Origin of the sequence: Flavobacterium wongokense (assembly GCF_021608265.1) — a bacterium.
Taxonomy (GTDB): domain Bacteria; phylum Bacteroidota; class Bacteroidia; order Flavobacteriales; family Flavobacteriaceae; genus Flavobacterium; species Flavobacterium wongokense.
On record NZ_JAKIHP010000002.1, the window covers coordinates 332088 to 350496 of the forward strand.

Here is an 18409-nt window from a genome sequence, read left to right on the forward strand (position 1 = left end):
TTAGTAAAGATATGAATTTATACCAAAGCTTTGAAATAGTCCGATAAGAGTTTGTCATTCTCACGTGTTGGCGTAAAAACTTCGAGTATCATCGGTTTGTTGTTTTTCTTGTAGAGCTTTGTCAAACCTTTGTTCAATGAAGCTTCATCACTTGCCGAGGCATAATCAAACAAGTACATTTTGGCTAAATGCTCAGCAGTCAAACAATGCGATGTTTCAAAATAGGTATGGAACGTTTCATTTTCCTGATGTCCGGGCAGAATCCTAAAAATGCCACCACCACCATTGTTGATCAAAATGATTTTAAAGTTCTTTGGAATGTAATTGTTCCAAAGCGCATTGCTGTCATACAGGAAACCTACATCGCCGGTAATCAAAACCGTTGGTTTGCCGCTTCCGATTGCTGCTCCGATTGCCGTAGACGTGCTTCCATCAATGCCGCTTGTTCCTCGGTTACAAAAAACCTCAATCGATTTGTCGATATCAAAAAGTTGCGCATAACGAATGGCCGAACTGTTACTGATTTGAAGCTGGATGTCTTTTGGCAGGCTGGACAAAATCCCTTCAAAAGCCTTTAAATCTGAAAAAGGAACTGTGGACAAATAATTGTCGTGTTTACTTTTTCGATGGGCATGTATTTTTGCAAAAGTTGCTTTGTAATCACTTTCGGTTTTCTTTATGAATGGTAAAAACTGCTTAAAAAACTGATTGGGTTCAACCTGGAAATGCTTGGTTAGGATTCCGAAAGTATCATAAGCCCGATGTTCGTCTATATGCCAGTGATGCCTTGGTTTGTATTTCCTCAAAAAGGCTTTCACGCGTTTTGAAACAATCATGCCTCCAAAGGTAATGAGTATCCTTGGCTGTAGTTGCAGGAATTCGGCATTTGAAAACGGAGTTATCAGCACATCGATATTATTGATAAAACTGGGATGATCCAGGTTTGAAGTCGTTTCCGTCATTACAACTACCGAAGGCAGTAAAGCCAGTTTTTCAATCCATTCCGCTTCAATGGAATTCGGAGCGCATTCTCCGACAAGAACTAAAATCTTATTGCTGTAATTCCACAACGTGGTGTAGGCAATGATATCATCAACATCTACCAATCGTTGAGGCTTAATCAAACCGGTAACATTAAAATCTACCGAAAGCTTATTTGTTGTTTCATACAATGGCTCTTCAAAAGGAGCATTAATATGCACTGGGCCTTTTCGGGCAATGGCAACATTAATCGCTTCATTGATAAACACATCGTTAGCTTCAGAAGCGGTTTCGGTTAAATTGGCATTGTATAAGGAATGATTGATAAAAACATTTTCCTGGCGGATGGTTTGTCCGTCACCAATATCAATCTTGTCAGCAGGCCTGTCTGCAGAAATAACAATAAACGGAATCTGGCTGTAAAATGCTTCTGCCAAAGCCGGATAATAATTCAGTAAAGCTGAACCCGAAGTACAAACCACCGCAACCGGTTTTCGTGTCTGCTGAGCAATTCCCAATGCAAAAAAAGCAGCACAACGTTCGTCGGCAATGCTGTAACAGTTAAATCTTGGATCATTGGCAAACCCAATCGTCAGTGGAGCATTCCTCGAACCTGGCGAAATAATAATATCGTGAACTCCTTTGGCATGGCATATTTCAATAATGCTTTGCGCTAAAGGTATTTTGGGATAAATCATTGTTGCTATTTAGGAACACAAAGATACAATCAAATTTCATATTTTTATAACATGGAAATCAAAATAAGACCTTATCAAAAAAGCGATGCCCAAACCATTGTTGGCATGCTCAATTATTATATTGCAAATTCAACGGCTTTGTATGATTATGACGCAAGGACAACGGAACAGCAAATGAAGATTTTTGACGAAAAACAGCAGAAAGGATTTCCTATTATTGTAGCAACTATTGATAATGAAGTTGTTGGTTTTGGCTATTACAGCGAATTTCGTTTTCGGGAAGCGTATAAATTTACCGTAGAACATTCGGTTTATGTTGCGCCAGACGAGCATGGAAAAGGAATCGGAAAACTGCTGATGGAGCATTTGATTGATTTGGCAAAACAGCAAAAACTACATACGATGATTGCTGTGATTGATTCAGAAAATATAAACAGCATTGCATTTCACGAACAATTTGGCTTTACCACTGTTGGAAACATTAGGGAAAGTGGTTTTAAGTTTGGCCGCTGGCTGCACAGCATTATTATGCAGTTGATGCTGGAATGATTTAGATTATTTCAATTCCGTTTTCCTCAAGCAAACCTAAAAGATAGCTGCTTTGGCTTGGGTTGTATTTTTCGATTCCGCTTTGGTACCATTTTGAAATGACATCAATCTGAAAAGCGGTATAACCATCATCATTAATACTGATTCCGAGCATGCCTGCCAAAAGAAAATCCTCTAAAACCTTATTGGTGACAATTAATTTAGGGATTCCGTGAATGACTTTTCCGTTCATTCTTTCATAATCCAACCTACCCTGATTAAAGCCATATACATAGGCTTCATTCTGATTGTCCTTAATTTCTAGATAGGGGTTTTGACCTTGAGAATACCCTTTTAGGTAGTCTTGTCTATATACTGGATTGAATATATTATTCATGATATTGTCTTGTTGTGGCATTTAATTTCTATTCAAACTTATTAACAATTATTTAAACTTAATCTAAAAATCGTTTAACGGAAAAAAAACTCTTCAAATCGCAAGGCGTATGAAGTTCGTCGATATAAATGTAATTTCAACAATTCTTAATTTTAAGAAAACTTTAAACATCTGGAGTGTTGTTTATTTTGCAAATAGATTATTTTTGGCCTTTAGAAAATAAAAATTGAAACCGAACGTCCACCGGACGTTCTCCTCTTACTATCAAATATGAAGAAATTACTCCTTGCTGTTGTTTTTTGTTTCTCTTCATTTTTTGCTGTTGCCCAATCGGGTTACGAAATTACCATCACTCTAAAAAACTGCCCGGATTCTTTAGCCTATCTTACTTTTTATCAGTTTGACAAAACCCTGGTTAAGGATACCTGCACCTCTATAAAGAACGGCAAAATCGTTTTTACCGGAAAAAAGAAACTGGAAAAGGGAGTTTATTCATTGGTAAGCCAAAAGAAAGCAATCTATTTCGATTTCTTTGTGGATGACAATACCCAGAAATTAGAATTGAAAAGCGAAGCCAGCGCCAATATCGGTAAGGAATTAACCGCCTTGAACTCGCCTATGGAAGATCAGTTTTTCAGGTATGTACAATTCATCAATGACCAAAATAAGGCTTTTCAGGCTTATAAGGAATCTGTAAAATTAGTAACCAAAAAAGATTCTTTGGCATTAAACAAAAAGCAGCAGGAAATTGAGAAAGTAATCCAGGCTTATGAAGAAAAGTTTTTGGCAGAACACAAAGGAACTTACATTGGAGACGTACTGAACCTTAAGGTGGAAAAGCTGCTTAAAAATGTTCCTAAAGCCTCCAACGGAAGACCCGACAGTATTGCTTCATTCAATTATTATAAAAAACATTATTGGGACAATGTTGACTTCAAGGATGATGCAACAATGAGGAATCCTTTTTTCAATCCCAAACTCAAAAAATACTTTGAACATATTGTCCAGAAACATCCGGATAGTACCATTGTTGAAATGGACAGGATGTTATCCAAAACACAACAGGGATCATTGTTTTATAAACTCCTGCTGGCCAATTTTACCTATTCTTCTGAAACCTCAAAAATAATGGGCTTTGACAAGGTATTTGTACACATGTCCGATACTTATTTCAAATCCGGAAAAGCGGATGGCATTTATGAGGATAAGGAAATTGTACAGAAAATCATCAAACGTGCCGAAAAAATAAAACCACTTCTGATTGGAAACCCTGCATTGGATTTATTCATGATAAAGGCGGAAGACTTTCCTAAAATGAAGGCAATGGGATTTGAAGACGCCAAGAACAGCGAGGAAATGACCAATGTGTTTTATAAAAATGTAGACCAGATAAACAAAATGTTTGTCAAATTGAGCGACGTCAGTGCCGATTATACAATCCTTGTTTTTTGGGATGTTGATTGTGGCCACTGCCAAAAGGAAATCCCAATCCTGCTGGACGCATACAACGAAATGATGAAAGAGAAGAAAAATGTAAAAGTCTACAGCGTTTACATGCAGCATGAAGGTGAAAAATACCTCAAATACATTGACGACCACAAACTGCCATGGATCAATGTTTATGACGGTGCGCATTACAATAACGCCATCGAAAAGTATGACGTATATTCTACTCCGGTTATTTATATCTTAGATAAAAATAAGAAAATCAAAGCCAAACGCATAGATGCCAATCAGGTGAAAATGCTGATTGAACTTTTTGAAAAGGAAAAATAATCATTCTTCCGAATTCATATATTTCCCTTTTTTACTGCCTTCGTACATTTCGTATTTCACCAAGCGCGCTTCCAGGCTTCCGTTGAAAAGTTTGATTTTCCTTGACGGACGAAGCCCGACATATTTCAATGCTTCCAAATTAGCCGTAATAAACCACGCATTGGTATTGGGGTAGTTGTTTTTCAGCGTGTCGCCCAATTCCCTGTAAAAACGCTCCAGTTCAATGTTCAGACGCTCTCCGTAAGGTGGATTGAAAACCATCTGCAATGGCCCGCTGGTTTCTTTTTTGGTTTCAAAAAAATCAGCCTGATGGATTGTTACATAATCCTCAAGGTTGGCATTTTCAATATTGTCTTTCGCTTTACTGACTGCACTTGGTGCTTTGTCGTAACCTGTAATCGTATAGTGGAATTCCTTTGTGCGTTTCATCAAGGCATCGATAATCTGGTCAAACAAATCGTTATCCCAGTCGTTCCATTTTTCAAAGGCAAACTCCTTTCTATTGATGTTTGCCGGAATATTGCAGGCAATCATAGCAGCTTCCGCCAATAATGTCCCCGAGCCACACATTGGATCCAGGAAATCACTGCTTCCATCCCAACCCGAAAGCAACAGCATTCCGGCTGCAAGCACTTCGTTTATCGGAGCAATATTCGTAGCAGTCCGGTAACCTCTATGATGTAGTGAAGCACCTGAAGTATCCAGCGAAACCGAACATTGGTCACGGTCAATATGGATATTGATTCTTAAATCTGGGAAATCCTTGTCAATGCTTGGACGTACTCCGGTTTTTTCGCGAAACTGGTCGACAATGGCGTCTTTTGCCTTTTGGGAAACAAATTGTGAATGCTTGAAATTATCGGAGTGGATTGTCGTATCAATGACAAAGGTCTGGCCTTCGTTTAGGTATTTCGACCAATCAATTCCCTGAATGCCTTTATACAGGCTCTGGTCATTAAAAGCCCGGAAATGGTAAATTGGTTTCAAAATCTTCAAGGCAGTACGCAGCGAAAGATTGGCTTTATACATAAAACCTTTGTCTCCTTTGAAACTTACGGCACGCGTGCCAATTTCAACTTCCTGCGCACCTAATTGCTGCAATTCCTTTGCTAATATTTCTTCAAAACCAAAGAAGGTTTTGGCTAACATTTTAAAATTCTCCATATCCAATAAATTCATCTGCAAAAATACACTAAATTTGCACGTTCAGAATTCATTTGAAAAGAATAAATGTCAGAAGCAATAAATCGTAAATCCGATATCGTAAATCCTAAATCAGAAAACTGGTATTCTTCCTGGTTTGACACGCCTTATTACCACATACTTTACAAGGACAGGAATTACCGTGAAGCGCAGATTTTCATGGACAACCTTACGCATTACCTGAATTTACCCGAGAAAGCAAAAGTGCTTGACCTGGCTTGTGGTAAAGGAAGGCACGCCATTTATCTGAACCAACTGGGTTATGATGTACTTGGTGCCGATTTGTCTGAGAACAGCATTGCGGAAGCAAATAAGAATGCGAATGACACGCTGCATTTTGTAGTCCACGACAAGCGTGAACCTTATGATGAGAAGTTTGATGCCATCTTTAACCTGTTTACAAGCTTTGGCTATTTTGAAAACCGTGAAGATGATATCAAGACTTTGACTGCTATTAAGGAAAGCCTTTCGGAATATGGTTTTGCTGTAATTGATTTTATGAATTCGCAGCACGTTATTGATAATCTGATTCCCGAAGAAATCAAGGAAGTTGATGGGATTATCTTTAACATCAGGCGTTTTGTGGTTGATGGTTTTATCATCAAGGAAATTGATTTCGAAGACAAGGGTGAAAAATTCCATTTTACCGAAAAGGTAAGAGCCTACACTTTGGAAGATTTCCAGGCAATGATGAACGAAACAGGCATTTATCTCTTGGACACTTTTGGCGATTACAAACTTAAAAAATACCACAAAAACACCAGCGAACGTTTAATAATGATTTTTAAATAAAGTGGATTTGATTATTTGTGGATTTGGTCATTCGAAAACCAAATAACCAAATAACCGGATAACCGAATTAACAAATGAACTATTTATTACCCTTACTTTCAGTACTTTTTGGTTATTTAATTGCCATATCGCTTAAGCCAAGAGTAAAGCAAAACCTAAAGCTGTTACTGGCATTCAGCGGTTCGTTTTTATTGACACTGACGGTAACACATTTACTTCCCGATTTGTACATCCAGCATGCAGCGGGCGAACTGAATATTGGTATTTTCATTATGATTGGGATCTTATTCCAAATCATCCTGGAATTCTTTTCAAAAGGTGCCGAACACGGGCATGTGCACGGTCATGGAAAAATGACGCAGATGCCGTGGCTGCTGTTTATCAGCTTGTGCATTCACGCTTTGTTGGAAGGTTTCCCTGTTGGGCATAATAAGGACCTGGCTTACGGAATTGCAGTCCACCACCTGCCTATCGCCATTATCCTTACTACATTTTTCATCCAGGCAGAGCTGAATAAGACCAGCTTGTTTTTCTTTATGCTGACGTTTGCAGTCATGACACCTCTAGGAACTTTTGCATCGGATACTTTGCCAGTTTTGAATCAATATTATACCCAAATAACTGCTGTTGTGATTGGAATCCTGTTCCATATTTCGTCCACGATTATTTTTGAAAGCAGCGAAGGCCACCGATTTAACATTGCAAAAATCACAATGATTATTTTGGGAATTGTATTGGCGGGTTTTTTATAAAACTTAGTATCTTAGCAGTTCATAATTTTATAAAATGTCGTTTACCAAAACCACTGAACAATCCTCGCATTACGAACATTTAGAACAAATGTCGGTTGCGGATTTGTTATCCAATATCAATAAAGAAGATAAAACCGTTCCGCTTGCTGTTGAAAAAGCACTGCCACAAATAGAAACTTTAGTGTTCAATGTCGTTTCCAAAATGAAATTGGGCGGAAGACTGTTCTACATTGGCGCAGGAACTTCGGGAAGGCTTGGCATTGTAGATGCTTCTGAATGCCCTCCTACTTTTGGCGTTCCGTTTGATTTGGTCAACGGAATCATTGCTGGTGGCGACAAAGCCATTCGCCGTGCGGTTGAAAATGCTGAAGACAATACAACCCAGGCATGGATTGACCTGCAGGAGCAAAACATTGGACCTAATGATGTCGTAATCGGAATTGCAGCTTCGGGAACCACACCTTATGTAATTGGCGGTTTGGAAAGATGCAATGAAAACGGCATTATTACAGGATGCATTACCTGCAATGAAGGAAGTCCAATAGCTTTAACGGCAAAATTTCCCGTAGTGGTTGTTGTTGGTCCGGAATTCGTAACCGGAAGCTCGCGAATGAAAGCAGGAACCGCACAGAAATTGGTTTTGAATATGATTTCTACGGCGACTATGATTCAGCTTGGAAAAGTAAAAGGAAACAAAATGGTCGATATGCAGCTGAGCAATGACAAATTGGTAGATCGTGGCGTTAAAATGATTATGGGTGAAATTCCTGTTGATTACCAAAAAGCTTCTGAGCTTCTGAAGGAATTTGGCAGCGTTAGGAAAGCGGTAGATAATTGGACAAAATAAATAAACTTATGAAGAATTTACTTTTAGCGCTTATACTACTCTTTGGGTTTACAGCTTTTTCACAAGGCCTTACTTTGAATGATACCAAACCCAAACCCTTAAAATTGGAAAACGGAAAAATCTACCGCAACGGAATCCAGATTCCGAGTTATGAGGTTAGCAAGATTTTAGCAACCGATTTACACGCTCTGAAAGTATACAAACAGGCAAAAACAAAGGAAACATTGGGCGCTACACTTCTAGGGTTGGGCGTGACATTATCTGTTGTTGATGCCGCGATTGGTATCTTTTCGGATGCGAAATACCCAACGGTAATGACGTATGTGGGCGTTGGAATGATTGCGGTTTCGTTTCCGATACTTTCAGGCCGAGCCAAAAAGGTTGAAGAAGCGGTCCGGTCTTATAATGAAAGTTTAAAAAATACCAGCGCTGTCGATTTTGAACTGAATGCCGTTTCGAATCAGAATGGTGTTGGAATACAAATAAAATTTTAGGATGTCAGGAAACAAGAAACTTTTGGACAAAGGAATCAAGTACATGCTGTATGCATTGCCGCTTATGTTCCTTGGGCCAAGCGTCATTTATAATGCCTTTATCAACAAGCATAATGTGTGGCATTATTTGGTTCTTGGAGTGGGAATCATACTCTGCTTACTGGCAGTCTATTTTATGTTCAAGGGAATTAAAACTTTAACCGACGTACTATTCAACCATGATAAATAAGCAATACCTCGAAAGCGTTAAAAAGCAGTTTCTCTATTACAAAACCCTTGGAGAAAAGGCAATGGAACAACTGGAACCGGAGCAATTGTTCTTCTCTGCAAATGAAGATACCAATTCTATTGCAATCATTGTAAAACACCTTTCCGGGAATATGATTTCGCGCTGGACTGATTTCCTGACTTCTGATGGCGAAAAGGAATGGCGCAACCGCGATGGTGAATTTGAGGAAACCATTACAACCAAAGAAGAACTGATGGCTGTTTGGAACAAAGGCTGGAATTGCTTTTTCGATACCTTTGATTCGCTTACGCCTGAGCAGTTGGAAACCATTATTTACATCCGCAATGAAGGACATACCGTGATGGAAGCGATAAATCGTCAGTTGGCACATTATCCATATCATGTTGGGCAGATTGTTTTTTATGCCAAAATGCTGAAGAAAAGCGAATGGAATTCGCTTTCCATTCCGAAAAATAAATCGAACAGTTATAATGCGGATAAGTTTTCCAAAGAGAAAAGCATTAAGAATTTTACCGACGACGAACTCGATAAACTAAAGTAACCAGCCCCGATTGCAGCAAGCTACCATGTAGCGCGGAAAGCGGGAAACAGCTCCTAAAATGAAGAATCTAACACTACTCCTATTTACAATTTTTCTCGTATCCTGCAACGAACATGAACGCAATTGCGCGGATTTCAAAACTGGTAAATTCGAATTTACCCAAACGATAAACGGTAAAAAACATACATCAACATTTTCACGAACCGAAAAGCTCCAGATTGAAACCTACAACGGGAAAACGGATACGGCTTCGGTGCGCTGGGTGAATGACTGCGAATTTATTTTGCAGAAACTGCATCCCAAAAACATGACCGAAGAAAAGGCAATCAGCATGAAAATCTTGTTTACTGAAAAGAATAGCTATACTTTTGAATATTCCTTTGTGGGAAGCAATAAAAAAGAACGTGGTGTTGTAACAAAATTGGATTAACTACGTTAAATGTTTGAGATTAAGAGGAGAATGTCCTGTGGACATTCGGTTTTTTAACTAAGAACTGATAGAATAAAATAAAAACTAAATTATAAAATGGATATCTTATTTACGCCAAATGCCTTAATGGCTCTGTTAACACTGACTTTTCTTGAAATCATCCTTGGGATTGACAACATCGTTTTCCTTTCTATCGTTTCTGGGAAATTAAAAGCCGAAGACCAACCCAAAGCACGACGCGTAGGATTATTGCTTGCGATGGTTTTTAGGATTATCCTGCTGTTTGGAATTACCTGGGTTATGGGTTTAAAGGAAGTCCTGTTCCATGTGGATTGGGGATTTTTTGAAGCCGGAGTAACAGGTCAAAGCCTTATCATTTTTGGCGGTGGATTATTCCTATTGTACAAATCGGTTTCTGAAATACACCATAAAATGGAAGGCGAAGAAGACAGCGTTGGCGGAAAAGCCAGCAACAGCCTTTCTGCGGCCATCATACAAATTGCATTGTTGAACATTGTTTTTTCATTTGACAGTATTTTGACTGCAATCGGAATGGTAAGCAATGCCGAGCCTGAACAAGGTGGTTTTGGACACACCGGCGCTTTAATCATCATGATTTTATCAGTGGTGATTTCTATCTTGATTATGATGGTTTTTGCAGGACCGGTTTCCAAATTTGTAAACGAGCATCCAACGATACAAATCCTTGGTTTGTCGTTCCTGATTTTGATTGGGGTAATGCTTATCGCTGAAGGTTCGCATCTGGCGCATTTTAAATTCGGCAATGATGTTGAGGTCGGAACGATTCCGAAAGGTTATCTGTACTTCTCTATCTTCTTCTCGTTGTTTGTGGAATTCCTGAATCTTCGAATGAAGAAAAACAAAAAACCTGTCAAGCTCCACAACAATAAGATTATTGACAAGCAGTTAAAGGATCAGGACGTAACGGATTAAATACTGTAATCTTCCGAATATGAGCAATCTGGAAAATAAAATTGAAGCACTTGGATTGTCCTTATCTGCTCCAAAAGCACCAGTTGGTAATTATTTGGGATGCAAAAGGTCAGGTGAATTGCTGTTTGCTTCAGCACGTGTTAGTGACTGCAGAGGTGAAGTTGGGACAGAAGTTTCTTTGGAAACAGCTCAAATTGCTGCGCGTGATACGGTTTTGTCCATTTTGGCAATTATCAAGGAAGACATTCAGGATTTGGATTTATTGACAGGCGTTTTAAAAATGACCGGGTTTGTGCGTTCGGCTTCAAATTTTACCGAACATCCCAAAGTCATTGATGGCGCATCCGATCTTTTAATCCAACTATTGGGAGAAAAAGGCCGCCATGCACGGACAGCAACAGGAGTTGCGCAACTACCATTTGGTGCTTCCGTTCAGCTGGATATCATTTTTCAGATAAAATAAATCATAAAAAAACGCCTCTCAGTTTGAGAGGCGTTTTCTGTTATTCTAAACTTAAGGTAATCTGTCCGTCGTCACCTGTTTCGGTTTGGATATCATCAGAAACATCGGTTTCGTCATTGACTTCCATAGTCTCTGGTTCTTCCGGTTCTGGTTCCTCATACGGCAAAGATTCCAAAAGATTCACCTGTTTCAATTTATCTGTAGTCAATTGGTTTCCTAATGCTTTGATTCCTTTTACCGAAATGAATTCTTCAAGATTTATCGTCTGATTGTCTTTCTGGATTCCTTTTACTTTGGCAAAAACAATTTCAGCTACAGGGCGCCAATCGGTGGAAACAATTTCCAACTGTGATTTTTCGTGTTCACTGATGAAGATTTCCTCTTTGTTTTCATTTTCAACAAGGAAACGTTTGATAAAATAACGCTCTTTTTCACCATCGTAATATATGGCCGAAATGGGTTTGTTTGGATTCCACTTTTCCATTACAATCATACCTTCCTCAAAGTGTGTCGTCAATTCGGGAATAATCGTTTTCAGTTTTCCATTCTGATTGATAATCAGCAAACGGTCATTAGGTTTGAATTCGCCCAGCAACTCTCCTCTTCCATCTACATTCAGACGTTGAACCGTATCATCAAACCAAACTTTCCTCGGACGCAGAGTAGAAATTCCTTTTTCCTTTAGTTCGATTTTCTTGATTGGATATTTGGTTACGGTATTTCCGCGCGAAGCCCTTCCTTTAATGGCAATATCGGTAAAATCCAAATCCCATTTCAGTTTTTTGATGCTTCCCACCTGACGCAGTAAAACTGTAATTACTTCGGCTTCTCCATTTGGATTTGCCGAAAAATACAATACCTGTGAGCCGGCTTTTTCCTGTGTCAGATCATAGAATTTATCACGGGTAACTCCCGAAACATTAAAACGCTTGATGAAAGTTGAGCCATTTTTGCCATCGCGGTACATCATATTGTAAATCGTCCGCTTGTCGTTCTTATCGAAAACCGCAATGTGGATGATGTCCTTGCCGACAAACTTCTTGTCATCGACTTTGGAAATCATCATTTTTCCATCACGCAAAAACACAATTACGTCATCAATGTCAGAGCAATCGGCAACGTATTCATCTTTCTTTAAACCAGTTCCAAAGAAACCTTCTTCCTTGTTTACATACAACTTCGTGTTACGCAAAACCACTTTCGTCGCTTCAATGGTATCAAAACTCCTAAGCTCAGTCTGGCGTTCCCGGCCTTTGCCATATTTGTCCCTCAGCATTTGGAAAAAGTTTATTGCAAAGTCAATAATATGGTCCAAATCGTGTTTTACCTGCTCCATTTCGGCTTCCAATTTGGCAATGGCATCATCAGCCTTATCCGAATCGAAACGCGTAATACGGATCATTGGGATTTGGGTTAGTTTCTGCAAATCGTCGTCGTTGATTTCGCGTACAAAATCTTTTGCAAATGGTTTGAAACGCTTGTACAAATATTCATAAAGCGATTCCCTGTCGTGGTACAATTTGAAATCGATGTACATTTCCTCACGGATGAATATCTTTTCCAAAGTCGACAAATGCCATTTGTTTTCAAGCTCGTCCAGTTGGATTTCCAGCTCACGTTTCAGCAGGTCAACCGTACGATGTGTCGAAATCTTCAGCATATCGGAAACGCCAATAAACAAAGGTTTGTGGTTTTCGATTACACAACCCAAAGGCGCAACGGAAGTTTCGCAGGCAGTGAACGCATAAAGCGCATCAATGGTTTTATCGGGAGAAACGCCTGGAGGAAGATGGATCAGAATCTCAACTTCGGCGGCAGTGTTATCTTCAATTTTTTTGACCTTGATTTTCCCTTTTTCATTTGCTTTTAAAATACTGTCAATCAATGTTGAGGTATTGGTAGAAAACGGAATCTGGTTAATGACTAAGGTTTGTTTGTCCAGCTGATTGATTTTGGCACGAACGCGAACACGTCCGCCACGCAAACCATCATTATAGTTGGAAACATCGGCAATTCCCGCAGTTGGAAAATCAGGGAAAAGTGTAAAAGGTTTGTTTTTTAAGATCTTAATCGAACAATCGATCAGTTCGTTGAAATTGTGTGGCAGTACTTTCGTGGACAAACCAACAGCAATTCCTTCTGCACCCTGCGCCAGCAACAACGGAAACTTTACCGGAAGGTTTACCGGTTCGTTTCTACGTCCGTCATAGGATGCCTGCCAGGTTGTGATTTTTGGCGAATATAAAATGTCATGCCCCAATTTTGAAATACGTGCCTCAATGTAACGCGAAGCCGCTGCACCGTCACCTGTGAGGATATTTCCCCAGTTACCCTGCATGTCGATAATCAAATCCTTCTGCCCAATCTGAACCATCGCATCACCAATACTCGCATCTCCGTGTGGATGGTACTGCATGGTGTGCCCTACAATGTTTGCTACTTTGTTGTAACGCCCATCATCAAGCTCTTTCATGGAGTGCATAATCCTACGCTGCACCGGTTTGAAACCGTCTTCAATCGCAGGAACCGCACGCTCGAGGATAACATAGGAAGCATAATCCAAAAACCAATCCTTATACATTCCTGTAACTTTGGTAATGGTGTCATCGGGATTGACTTCGTCATGCTCGTAGAAATGATCCCCTGAGCCTTTCAGGTCTTCAAAACCTTCGTCAGTGGAATCATCAAACGGTTCGTTATTCTCGTCGTTGTTTGGGATAATATCGTCTTCTTCTTCGTTATTCATAGTTGCAAAGTTGCAAAGTTGCAGAGTTACAAAGTTTAACCTTATAAATATGAGACTTCACTATTCTATTACTTGATTATTATTTTATTATTAATCATGCTTTTAAGAGCTGGAAAAATGCAGAATACAAAGTTAGCATGAATAAATACTTTGCAACTCTGCTACTTTGTTACTCCTTTTCCACCACATCCAATTCGACTTTCAAATTATTGATAATGAAAATCTGTCTGTCTGGCGTATTTTTACCCATATAGAATTCCAACAGCGTTTCAATTGATGTGGCTTTATCAAGCATTACCGGGTCTAATCTGATATCCTGCCCAATAAAATGCTTGAACTCATCAGGTGAAATTTCACCCAATCCCTTGAATCGGGTAATTTCCGGTTTTGGCTTTAATTTTTCGATGGCATTTACACGTTCTTCTTCCGAATAACAGTAAATCGTTTCCTTTTTATTTCGCACACGGAATAATGGCGTTTGTAGTATGTATAAATGTCCGTCCTTAATCAGTTCAGGGAAAAACTGCAGGAAGAAAGTTATCAAAAGCAAACGGATGTGCATTCCATCGACATCGGCATCTGTGGCTATTACGATATTGTTATAGCGCAAATCACCCATATCCTCTTCAATATCCAACGCAGCCTGAAGCAGGTTGAATTCTTCGTTCTCGTAAACAATTTTCTTTGACATTCCGTAGGAATTCAAAGGCTTTCCACGCAAACTGAAAACTGCCTGTGTATTTACGTCACGGCTTTTGGTAATGGAACCCGAAGCCGAATCTCCCTCGGTGATGAAAAGCGTGCTTTCCAAGCTTCGTGGGTTTTTGGCGTCGGTTAAATGTACACGGCAGTCGCGTAGCTTTTTATTGTGAAGACTGGCTTTTTTTGCCCTGTCCTTTGCCAACTTCCTAATTCCTGAAAGTTCCTTTCGCTCCCTTTCCGCCTGAAGGATTTTGCGCAACAATAAATCGGCAACTTCAGGATTCTTATGTAAATAGTTATCAAGTTTGGTTTTGATAAAATCGTTTACGAATGTTCGTACGGAAGGGCCTTTCGGGCCAATTTCGGTGGAACCCAGTTTGGTTTTGGTCTGAGACTCAAAAACAGGTTCTTCTACTTTTACCGAAACCGCAGAAACAATTGATTTACGAATGTCAGAAGCCTCAAAAGGTTTGTTGTAAAATTCCTTTATCGTTTTGACAATCGCTTCACGGAAAGCACCTAAATGCGTTCCACCTTGTGTTGTATTTTGACCATTCACAAATGAATGGTATTCTTCTGAATACTGCGATTTGCTGTGTGTCAGCGCAATTTCAATATCTTCACCCAAAAGATGGATGATTGGATACTGCATATCTTCCTCGGCAATGGTTTCTTCCAATAAATCCTTTAAACCATTATCTGAATAATACTTTTCGCCATTGTAATAAATTGTCAAACCAGTGTTGAGGTAACAATAGTTTTTGAGCATTTTTATCACATACTCATTTCGGTATTTGTAATTTTTGAAAATCGCTTCATCGGCAACGAAGGCAACTTTGGTTCCTTTTCGTTTGGTTGATTCTGTAACATCTTCTTCAATCGTCAGATTTCCGGCTGAGAATTCGGCGGCTTTCTGTTGGTTGTCACGCACCGATTCCACACGGAAAAAGTTGGACAACGCATTTACGGCTTTGGTACCAACTCCGTTCAAACCAACCGATTTCTTAAACGCTTTGGAATCGTATTTTCCTCCGGTGTTCATTTTGGAAACAACATCCACAACTTTCCCAAGCGGAATTCCACGTCCATAATCACGAACGGTGACCATTTTGTCCTTGATGGTAACTTCAATCACTTTTCCGGCACCCATGACAAACTCATCGATACAGTTATCAATGACTTCCTTCAGAAGGATGTAAATACCGTCGTCGGGCGAAGAGCCGTCACCCAGTTTCCCGATATACATTCCGGGACGCATTCGGATGTGTTCCTTCCAGTCTAACGAACGTATATTGTCTTCTGTATATTGATTTTGATCTGACATTTGAAAATTATCGAGTTGGTGCTAATATAGTGGAAATGCAAGGGAAATAAAAAGCAAATAATCAGAAGTTATCAATAATGATATTGACAATATCTTTCAATAAAAAAACCGTCAGATAGTTGACGGTTTTTATTCGATTTATACGTTGAAACGGAAATGCATCACATCGCCATCCTTGACAATGTATTCCTTTCCTTCTACCCTTAACTTTCCGGCTTCCTTTACTTTGGCTTCAGAGCCAAAATTGGAATAATCATCATAAGCTATCACTTCAGCGCGGATGAATCCTTTTTCAAAATCGGTATGGATCACTCCTGCAGCTTTTGGTGCCGTATCTCCAATGTTAATGGTCCACGCACGGACTTCCTTAACTCCTGCTGTGAAATAAGTCTGTAATTTCAATAATTTATAAGCCGCACGAATCAAAACCGATGAACCTGGCTCTTTCAAACCTAAATCCTCTAAAAACATCTGGCGTTCTTCATAAGTTTCCAATTCGGTGATATCCGCTTCGGTGCCAACAGCCAAAACGATAACTTCGGCATTTTCATCCTTTACCAACTCCCGAACCTGGTCAACGTACTGATTTCCTGTTGCCGCCGAACCTTCGTCTACGTTACAAACATAAAGCACCGGTTTGGTTGTAATCAATTGGAAATCTTCCATCAATTCTTCTTCATCAGCATTTTGCGGAGCTACGGTCCTTGCCGATTTTGCCTGTAATAAGGTTTCACGAATCCTGTTTAAAAAAGCCTGCTCCACCTGAGCTTCCTTATTTCCTGTTTTAGCAGCACGGTTTACTTTTTCCAAACGTTTTTCAACGGTTTCCAGGTCCTTTAACTGCAATTCGATATCGATGGTTTCCTTGTCACGGATTGGGTTTACATTTCCATCAACGTGAACAATATTGTCATTATCAAAACAACGCAAAACGTGGATGATAGCATTACATTCCCTGATGTTCGCAAGGAACTGATTCCCTAAACCTTCACCTTTGCTGGCTCCTTTTACCAAACCGGCAATATCAACAATGTCAACGGTTGCCATCTGAACACGCTCTGGTTTTACCAATTCTTCCAAACGGTTTATCCTTGTATCGGGAACATTTACCACGCCAATATTGGGCTCAATGGTACAAAACGGAAAGTTGGCACTCTGCGCTTTGGCGTTTGATAAACAATTAAATAAAGTTGATTTTCCAACATTTGGCAATCCTACAATTCCTGCTTTCATATCTCTTTGATATTGATTTTATTGGTGATATGGAACGCTAAAGCGTTTCATTTGATTTTTGTTATAAAAAGTGTGCAAATATAACTTAATAAAATCAAGTAGCAAAGGTTAATTTATGGTCGGAATTCGAGGGTTCCAATAATGGCTTCTTCCTCTTCTGTAGCGGTTAGCCCGGAAACATCCCAGTAATTGGTAAGTATGGAGTTCTTCTTATTGTAAAGTGTTTTTTCCTTGAAGACATCACTATTGCTGTAAGTGAATTTATGTGTGCTGAAATTGGTAATGATAAAATAGTTTTTTACTTCGATGTCGGTTCTTATATTTTTTTTGTCAATTCTTTCAAAACCAATCTCTTCTCTGGAGCCAACTAAATAATAATTGGAATTGTCAAGTCGGTAAATTGTCTTGAATGAAGACTTGTAAATATTCTTCGAACCCACAGCGGTTTTGTCCTTAATATTTGAAAAAGTATTGGGAGATACAAACGAACTCGCCTCAACAATCAGTTTTCTTTTCCTGTCGTAAATAATCGTAAAATCGTCACGCATGATTTTGGTTGGATCAACCGGAGTTATTGACATCACATAATAGTCATCGTTTTTGGAATAGGATTTAATCAGGAAATCGTATTTCTTTTTTGCGCTTTGGTCTAAAATGGGTTCCAGGTATTTAAAACTGTAATAATTCTCAATGATATCATTGAGGTTATAGCCCAAAACGTCAGGACTGAAATCTTCTTCAATCAAGCCATAGGAACGATTCTGTTCAATCAAAATATCTGCCCTGATATTCTTTTCTTTCCCAAACAACTGGAAATTCATCAACCCATCATTATAATAGGAATTGGTGCCGTTCTTTTTGAAAAACTCCCTTGAGTAAACTTTTAAACGTCCGGGAATGGTGAGTTTATTAATGGAGTTTTCGACTAAGGCTTTGAGGATTTTTTGCGGATGCTGCTTGGTAATGATAATCTCGTCAAGGCCTGTGATGTTGTTCTTCATATAAACAACATTCTGTTTTTCCTTAAGCGTATTGGATCGTATCTTTACCATTACGTAAGAGGAATGCGTAACCTGGATATTCGAAATTCCGTTCAACACAAAGCTCACCGTGCCCTCAGCGTTGCTTAGCAAAGTCTGTCTTGTTTTGGCAACAAACACCGTAGCGTCTTCGATAGGAAGATTCGTGTCGGCATCTTTAAGCACAATTACCTTTTCTTCATTTTGAGAAAAAGCGTTGAGGCTGAAGATTAATAAAAGTACAATTAAATGTTGCTTCATAACACAATGGGTTCGGTC

18 protein-coding genes are annotated in these 18409 nt (G+C 39.3%); 11 read left to right on the forward strand and 7 right to left on the reverse strand.

All coding sequences use genetic code 11. The features are described 5' to 3' along the window. Window positions 1-17: 17 nt before the first annotated feature. The gene (gene menD, locus L1S31_RS07555) at window positions 18-1679 is read right to left on the reverse strand and encodes a 2-succinyl-5-enolpyruvyl-6-hydroxy-3-cyclohexene-1-carboxylic-acid synthase (protein WP_236464114.1); all 1662 of its coding nucleotides are present in this window, start codon (window positions 1677-1679) and stop codon (window positions 18-20) included. A gap of 51 nt (window positions 1680-1730) precedes the next feature. On the opposite strand from menD, the gene L1S31_RS07560 reads away from it, so the two are divergent. Then, window positions 1731-2228 carry a GNAT family N-acetyltransferase gene (locus L1S31_RS07560; RefSeq protein ID WP_236464115.1) on the forward strand — a complete coding sequence of 166 codons (498 nt, stop codon included), beginning with the start codon at window positions 1731-1733 and terminating at the stop codon, window positions 2226-2228. 1 nt (window position 2229) lies between these two features. Here L1S31_RS07560 and L1S31_RS07565 read toward each other — a convergent pair whose 3' ends face one another. Then, the gene (locus L1S31_RS07565; protein WP_236464116.1) at window positions 2230-2604 is read right to left on the reverse strand and encodes a hypothetical protein; all 375 of its coding nucleotides are present in this window, start codon (window positions 2602-2604) and stop codon (window positions 2230-2232) included. Window positions 2605-2874: 270 nt separating this feature from the next. Between L1S31_RS07565 and L1S31_RS07570 the strand changes: the two genes are divergently transcribed. Then, on the forward strand, window positions 2875-4380 hold the full coding sequence (locus L1S31_RS07570) for a TlpA family protein disulfide reductase (RefSeq protein WP_236464117.1): 1506 nt from the start codon (window positions 2875-2877) through the stop codon (window positions 4378-4380). Here the strand turns inward: L1S31_RS07570 and L1S31_RS07575 are convergent, their stop codons facing one another. After that, window positions 4381-5544, reverse strand: coding sequence for a THUMP domain-containing class I SAM-dependent RNA methyltransferase (locus L1S31_RS07575; RefSeq protein WP_236464118.1), 1164 nt, complete (start codon window positions 5542-5544; stop codon window positions 4381-4383). It abuts the gene before it with no gap. A 66-nt stretch (window positions 5545-5610) separates the two neighbouring features. Between L1S31_RS07575 and L1S31_RS07580 the strand changes: the two genes are divergently transcribed. The 9 genes from L1S31_RS07580 to L1S31_RS07620 all read left to right on the forward strand — a co-directional run bounded on the left by L1S31_RS07580 (window position 5611) and on the right by L1S31_RS07620 (window position 11106). Beyond that, window positions 5611-6375, forward strand: a complete 765-nt coding sequence (locus L1S31_RS07580) for a class I SAM-dependent methyltransferase (RefSeq protein WP_236464119.1) — start codon at window positions 5611-5613, stop codon at window positions 6373-6375. Between the two features lie 74 nt (window positions 6376-6449). Further along, a complete protein-coding gene (locus L1S31_RS07585) occupies window positions 6450-7127 on the forward strand; it encodes a ZIP family metal transporter (RefSeq protein WP_236464120.1) in 678 nt (225 codons plus the stop codon). A 34-nt stretch (window positions 7128-7161) separates the two neighbouring features. Then, the gene (gene murQ, locus L1S31_RS07590; RefSeq protein ID WP_236464121.1) at window positions 7162-7974 is read left to right on the forward strand and encodes an N-acetylmuramic acid 6-phosphate etherase; all 813 of its coding nucleotides are present in this window, start codon (window positions 7162-7164) and stop codon (window positions 7972-7974) included. A gap of 8 nt (window positions 7975-7982) precedes the next feature. Further along, window positions 7983-8468, forward strand: a complete 486-nt coding sequence (locus L1S31_RS07595; protein ID WP_236464122.1) for a hypothetical protein — start codon at window positions 7983-7985, stop codon at window positions 8466-8468. 1 nt (window position 8469) lies between these two features. Beyond that, window positions 8470-8697 (forward strand): DUF6095 family protein, encoded by a 228-nt coding sequence (locus L1S31_RS07600; protein WP_236464123.1) that lies wholly within the window; start codon window positions 8470-8472, stop codon window positions 8695-8697. Further along, window positions 8687-9259 (forward strand): DUF1572 domain-containing protein, encoded by a 573-nt coding sequence (locus L1S31_RS07605; RefSeq protein ID WP_236464124.1) that lies wholly within the window; start codon window positions 8687-8689, stop codon window positions 9257-9259. Before L1S31_RS07600 ends, L1S31_RS07605 begins: the two co-directional genes overlap by 11 nt. Window positions 9260-9317: 58 nt before the next feature. Further along, a complete protein-coding gene (locus L1S31_RS07610) occupies window positions 9318-9689 on the forward strand; it encodes a DNA topoisomerase IV (RefSeq protein ID WP_236464125.1) in 372 nt (123 codons plus the stop codon). A 96-nt stretch (window positions 9690-9785) separates the two neighbouring features. After that, window positions 9786-10643: a TerC family protein gene (locus L1S31_RS07615; RefSeq protein WP_236464126.1), complete on the forward strand. Its 858-nt coding sequence runs from the start codon at window positions 9786-9788 to the stop codon at window positions 10641-10643. A gap of 19 nt (window positions 10644-10662) precedes the next feature. Next, a complete protein-coding gene (locus L1S31_RS07620) occupies window positions 10663-11106 on the forward strand; it encodes a RidA family protein (protein ID WP_236464127.1) in 444 nt (147 codons plus the stop codon). Between the two features lie 40 nt (window positions 11107-11146). Here L1S31_RS07620 and L1S31_RS07625 read toward each other — a convergent pair whose 3' ends face one another. From L1S31_RS07625 to L1S31_RS07640, 4 genes are all read right to left on the reverse strand, one after another. Further along, window positions 11147-13852, reverse strand: coding sequence for a DNA gyrase/topoisomerase IV subunit A (locus L1S31_RS07625; protein WP_236464128.1), 2706 nt, complete (start codon window positions 13850-13852; stop codon window positions 11147-11149). Between the two features lie 169 nt (window positions 13853-14021). Then, on the reverse strand, window positions 14022-15878 hold the full coding sequence (locus tag L1S31_RS07630; protein WP_236464129.1) for a DNA topoisomerase IV subunit B: 1857 nt from the start codon (window positions 15876-15878) through the stop codon (window positions 14022-14024). 138 nt (window positions 15879-16016) lie between these two features. Continuing rightward, a complete protein-coding gene (ychF, locus tag L1S31_RS07635; RefSeq protein ID WP_236464130.1) occupies window positions 16017-17111 on the reverse strand; it encodes a redox-regulated ATPase YchF in 1095 nt (364 codons plus the stop codon). A 113-nt stretch (window positions 17112-17224) separates the two neighbouring features. Beyond that, window positions 17225-18391, reverse strand: a complete 1167-nt coding sequence (locus tag L1S31_RS07640; protein WP_236464131.1) for a hypothetical protein — start codon at window positions 18389-18391, stop codon at window positions 17225-17227. Window positions 18392-18409 lie beyond the last annotated feature (18 nt).

Bases quoted from the DNA above. Each gene is read 5' to 3' on its own strand.
- menD (WP_236464114.1), bottom strand. From the start codon at position 1,679: ATGATTTATCCCAAAATACCTTTAGCGCAAAGCATTATTGAAATATGC.
- L1S31_RS07560 (WP_236464115.1), top strand. From the start codon at position 1,731: ATGGAAATCAAAATAAGACCTTATCAAAAAAGCGATGCCCAAACCATT.
- L1S31_RS07565 (WP_236464116.1), bottom strand. From the start codon at position 2,604: ATGAATAATATATTCAATCCAGTATATAGACAAGACTACCTAAAAGGG.
- L1S31_RS07570 (WP_236464117.1), top strand. From the start codon at position 2,875: ATGAAGAAATTACTCCTTGCTGTTGTTTTTTGTTTCTCTTCATTTTTT.
- L1S31_RS07575 (WP_236464118.1), bottom strand. From the start codon at position 5,544: ATGGAGAATTTTAAAATGTTAGCCAAAACCTTCTTTGGTTTTGAAGAA.
- L1S31_RS07580 (WP_236464119.1), top strand. From the start codon at position 5,611: ATGTCAGAAGCAATAAATCGTAAATCCGATATCGTAAATCCTAAATCA.
- L1S31_RS07585 (WP_236464120.1), top strand. From the start codon at position 6,450: ATGAACTATTTATTACCCTTACTTTCAGTACTTTTTGGTTATTTAATT.
- murQ (WP_236464121.1), top strand. From the start codon at position 7,162: ATGTCGTTTACCAAAACCACTGAACAATCCTCGCATTACGAACATTTA.
- L1S31_RS07595 (WP_236464122.1), top strand. From the start codon at position 7,983: ATGAAGAATTTACTTTTAGCGCTTATACTACTCTTTGGGTTTACAGCT.
- L1S31_RS07600 (WP_236464123.1), top strand. From the start codon at position 8,470: ATGTCAGGAAACAAGAAACTTTTGGACAAAGGAATCAAGTACATGCTG.
- L1S31_RS07605 (WP_236464124.1), top strand. From the start codon at position 8,687: ATGATAAATAAGCAATACCTCGAAAGCGTTAAAAAGCAGTTTCTCTAT.
- L1S31_RS07610 (WP_236464125.1), top strand. From the start codon at position 9,318: ATGAAGAATCTAACACTACTCCTATTTACAATTTTTCTCGTATCCTGC.
- L1S31_RS07615 (WP_236464126.1), top strand. From the start codon at position 9,786: ATGGATATCTTATTTACGCCAAATGCCTTAATGGCTCTGTTAACACTG.
- L1S31_RS07620 (WP_236464127.1), top strand. From the start codon at position 10,663: ATGAGCAATCTGGAAAATAAAATTGAAGCACTTGGATTGTCCTTATCT.
- L1S31_RS07625 (WP_236464128.1), bottom strand. From the start codon at position 13,852: ATGAATAACGAAGAAGAAGACGATATTATCCCAAACAACGACGAGAAT.
- L1S31_RS07630 (WP_236464129.1), bottom strand. From the start codon at position 15,878: ATGTCAGATCAAAATCAATATACAGAAGACAATATACGTTCGTTAGAC.
- ychF (WP_236464130.1), bottom strand. From the start codon at position 17,111: ATGAAAGCAGGAATTGTAGGATTGCCAAATGTTGGAAAATCAACTTTA.
- L1S31_RS07640 (WP_236464131.1), bottom strand. From the start codon at position 18,391: ATGAAGCAACATTTAATTGTACTTTTATTAATCTTCAGCCTCAACGCT.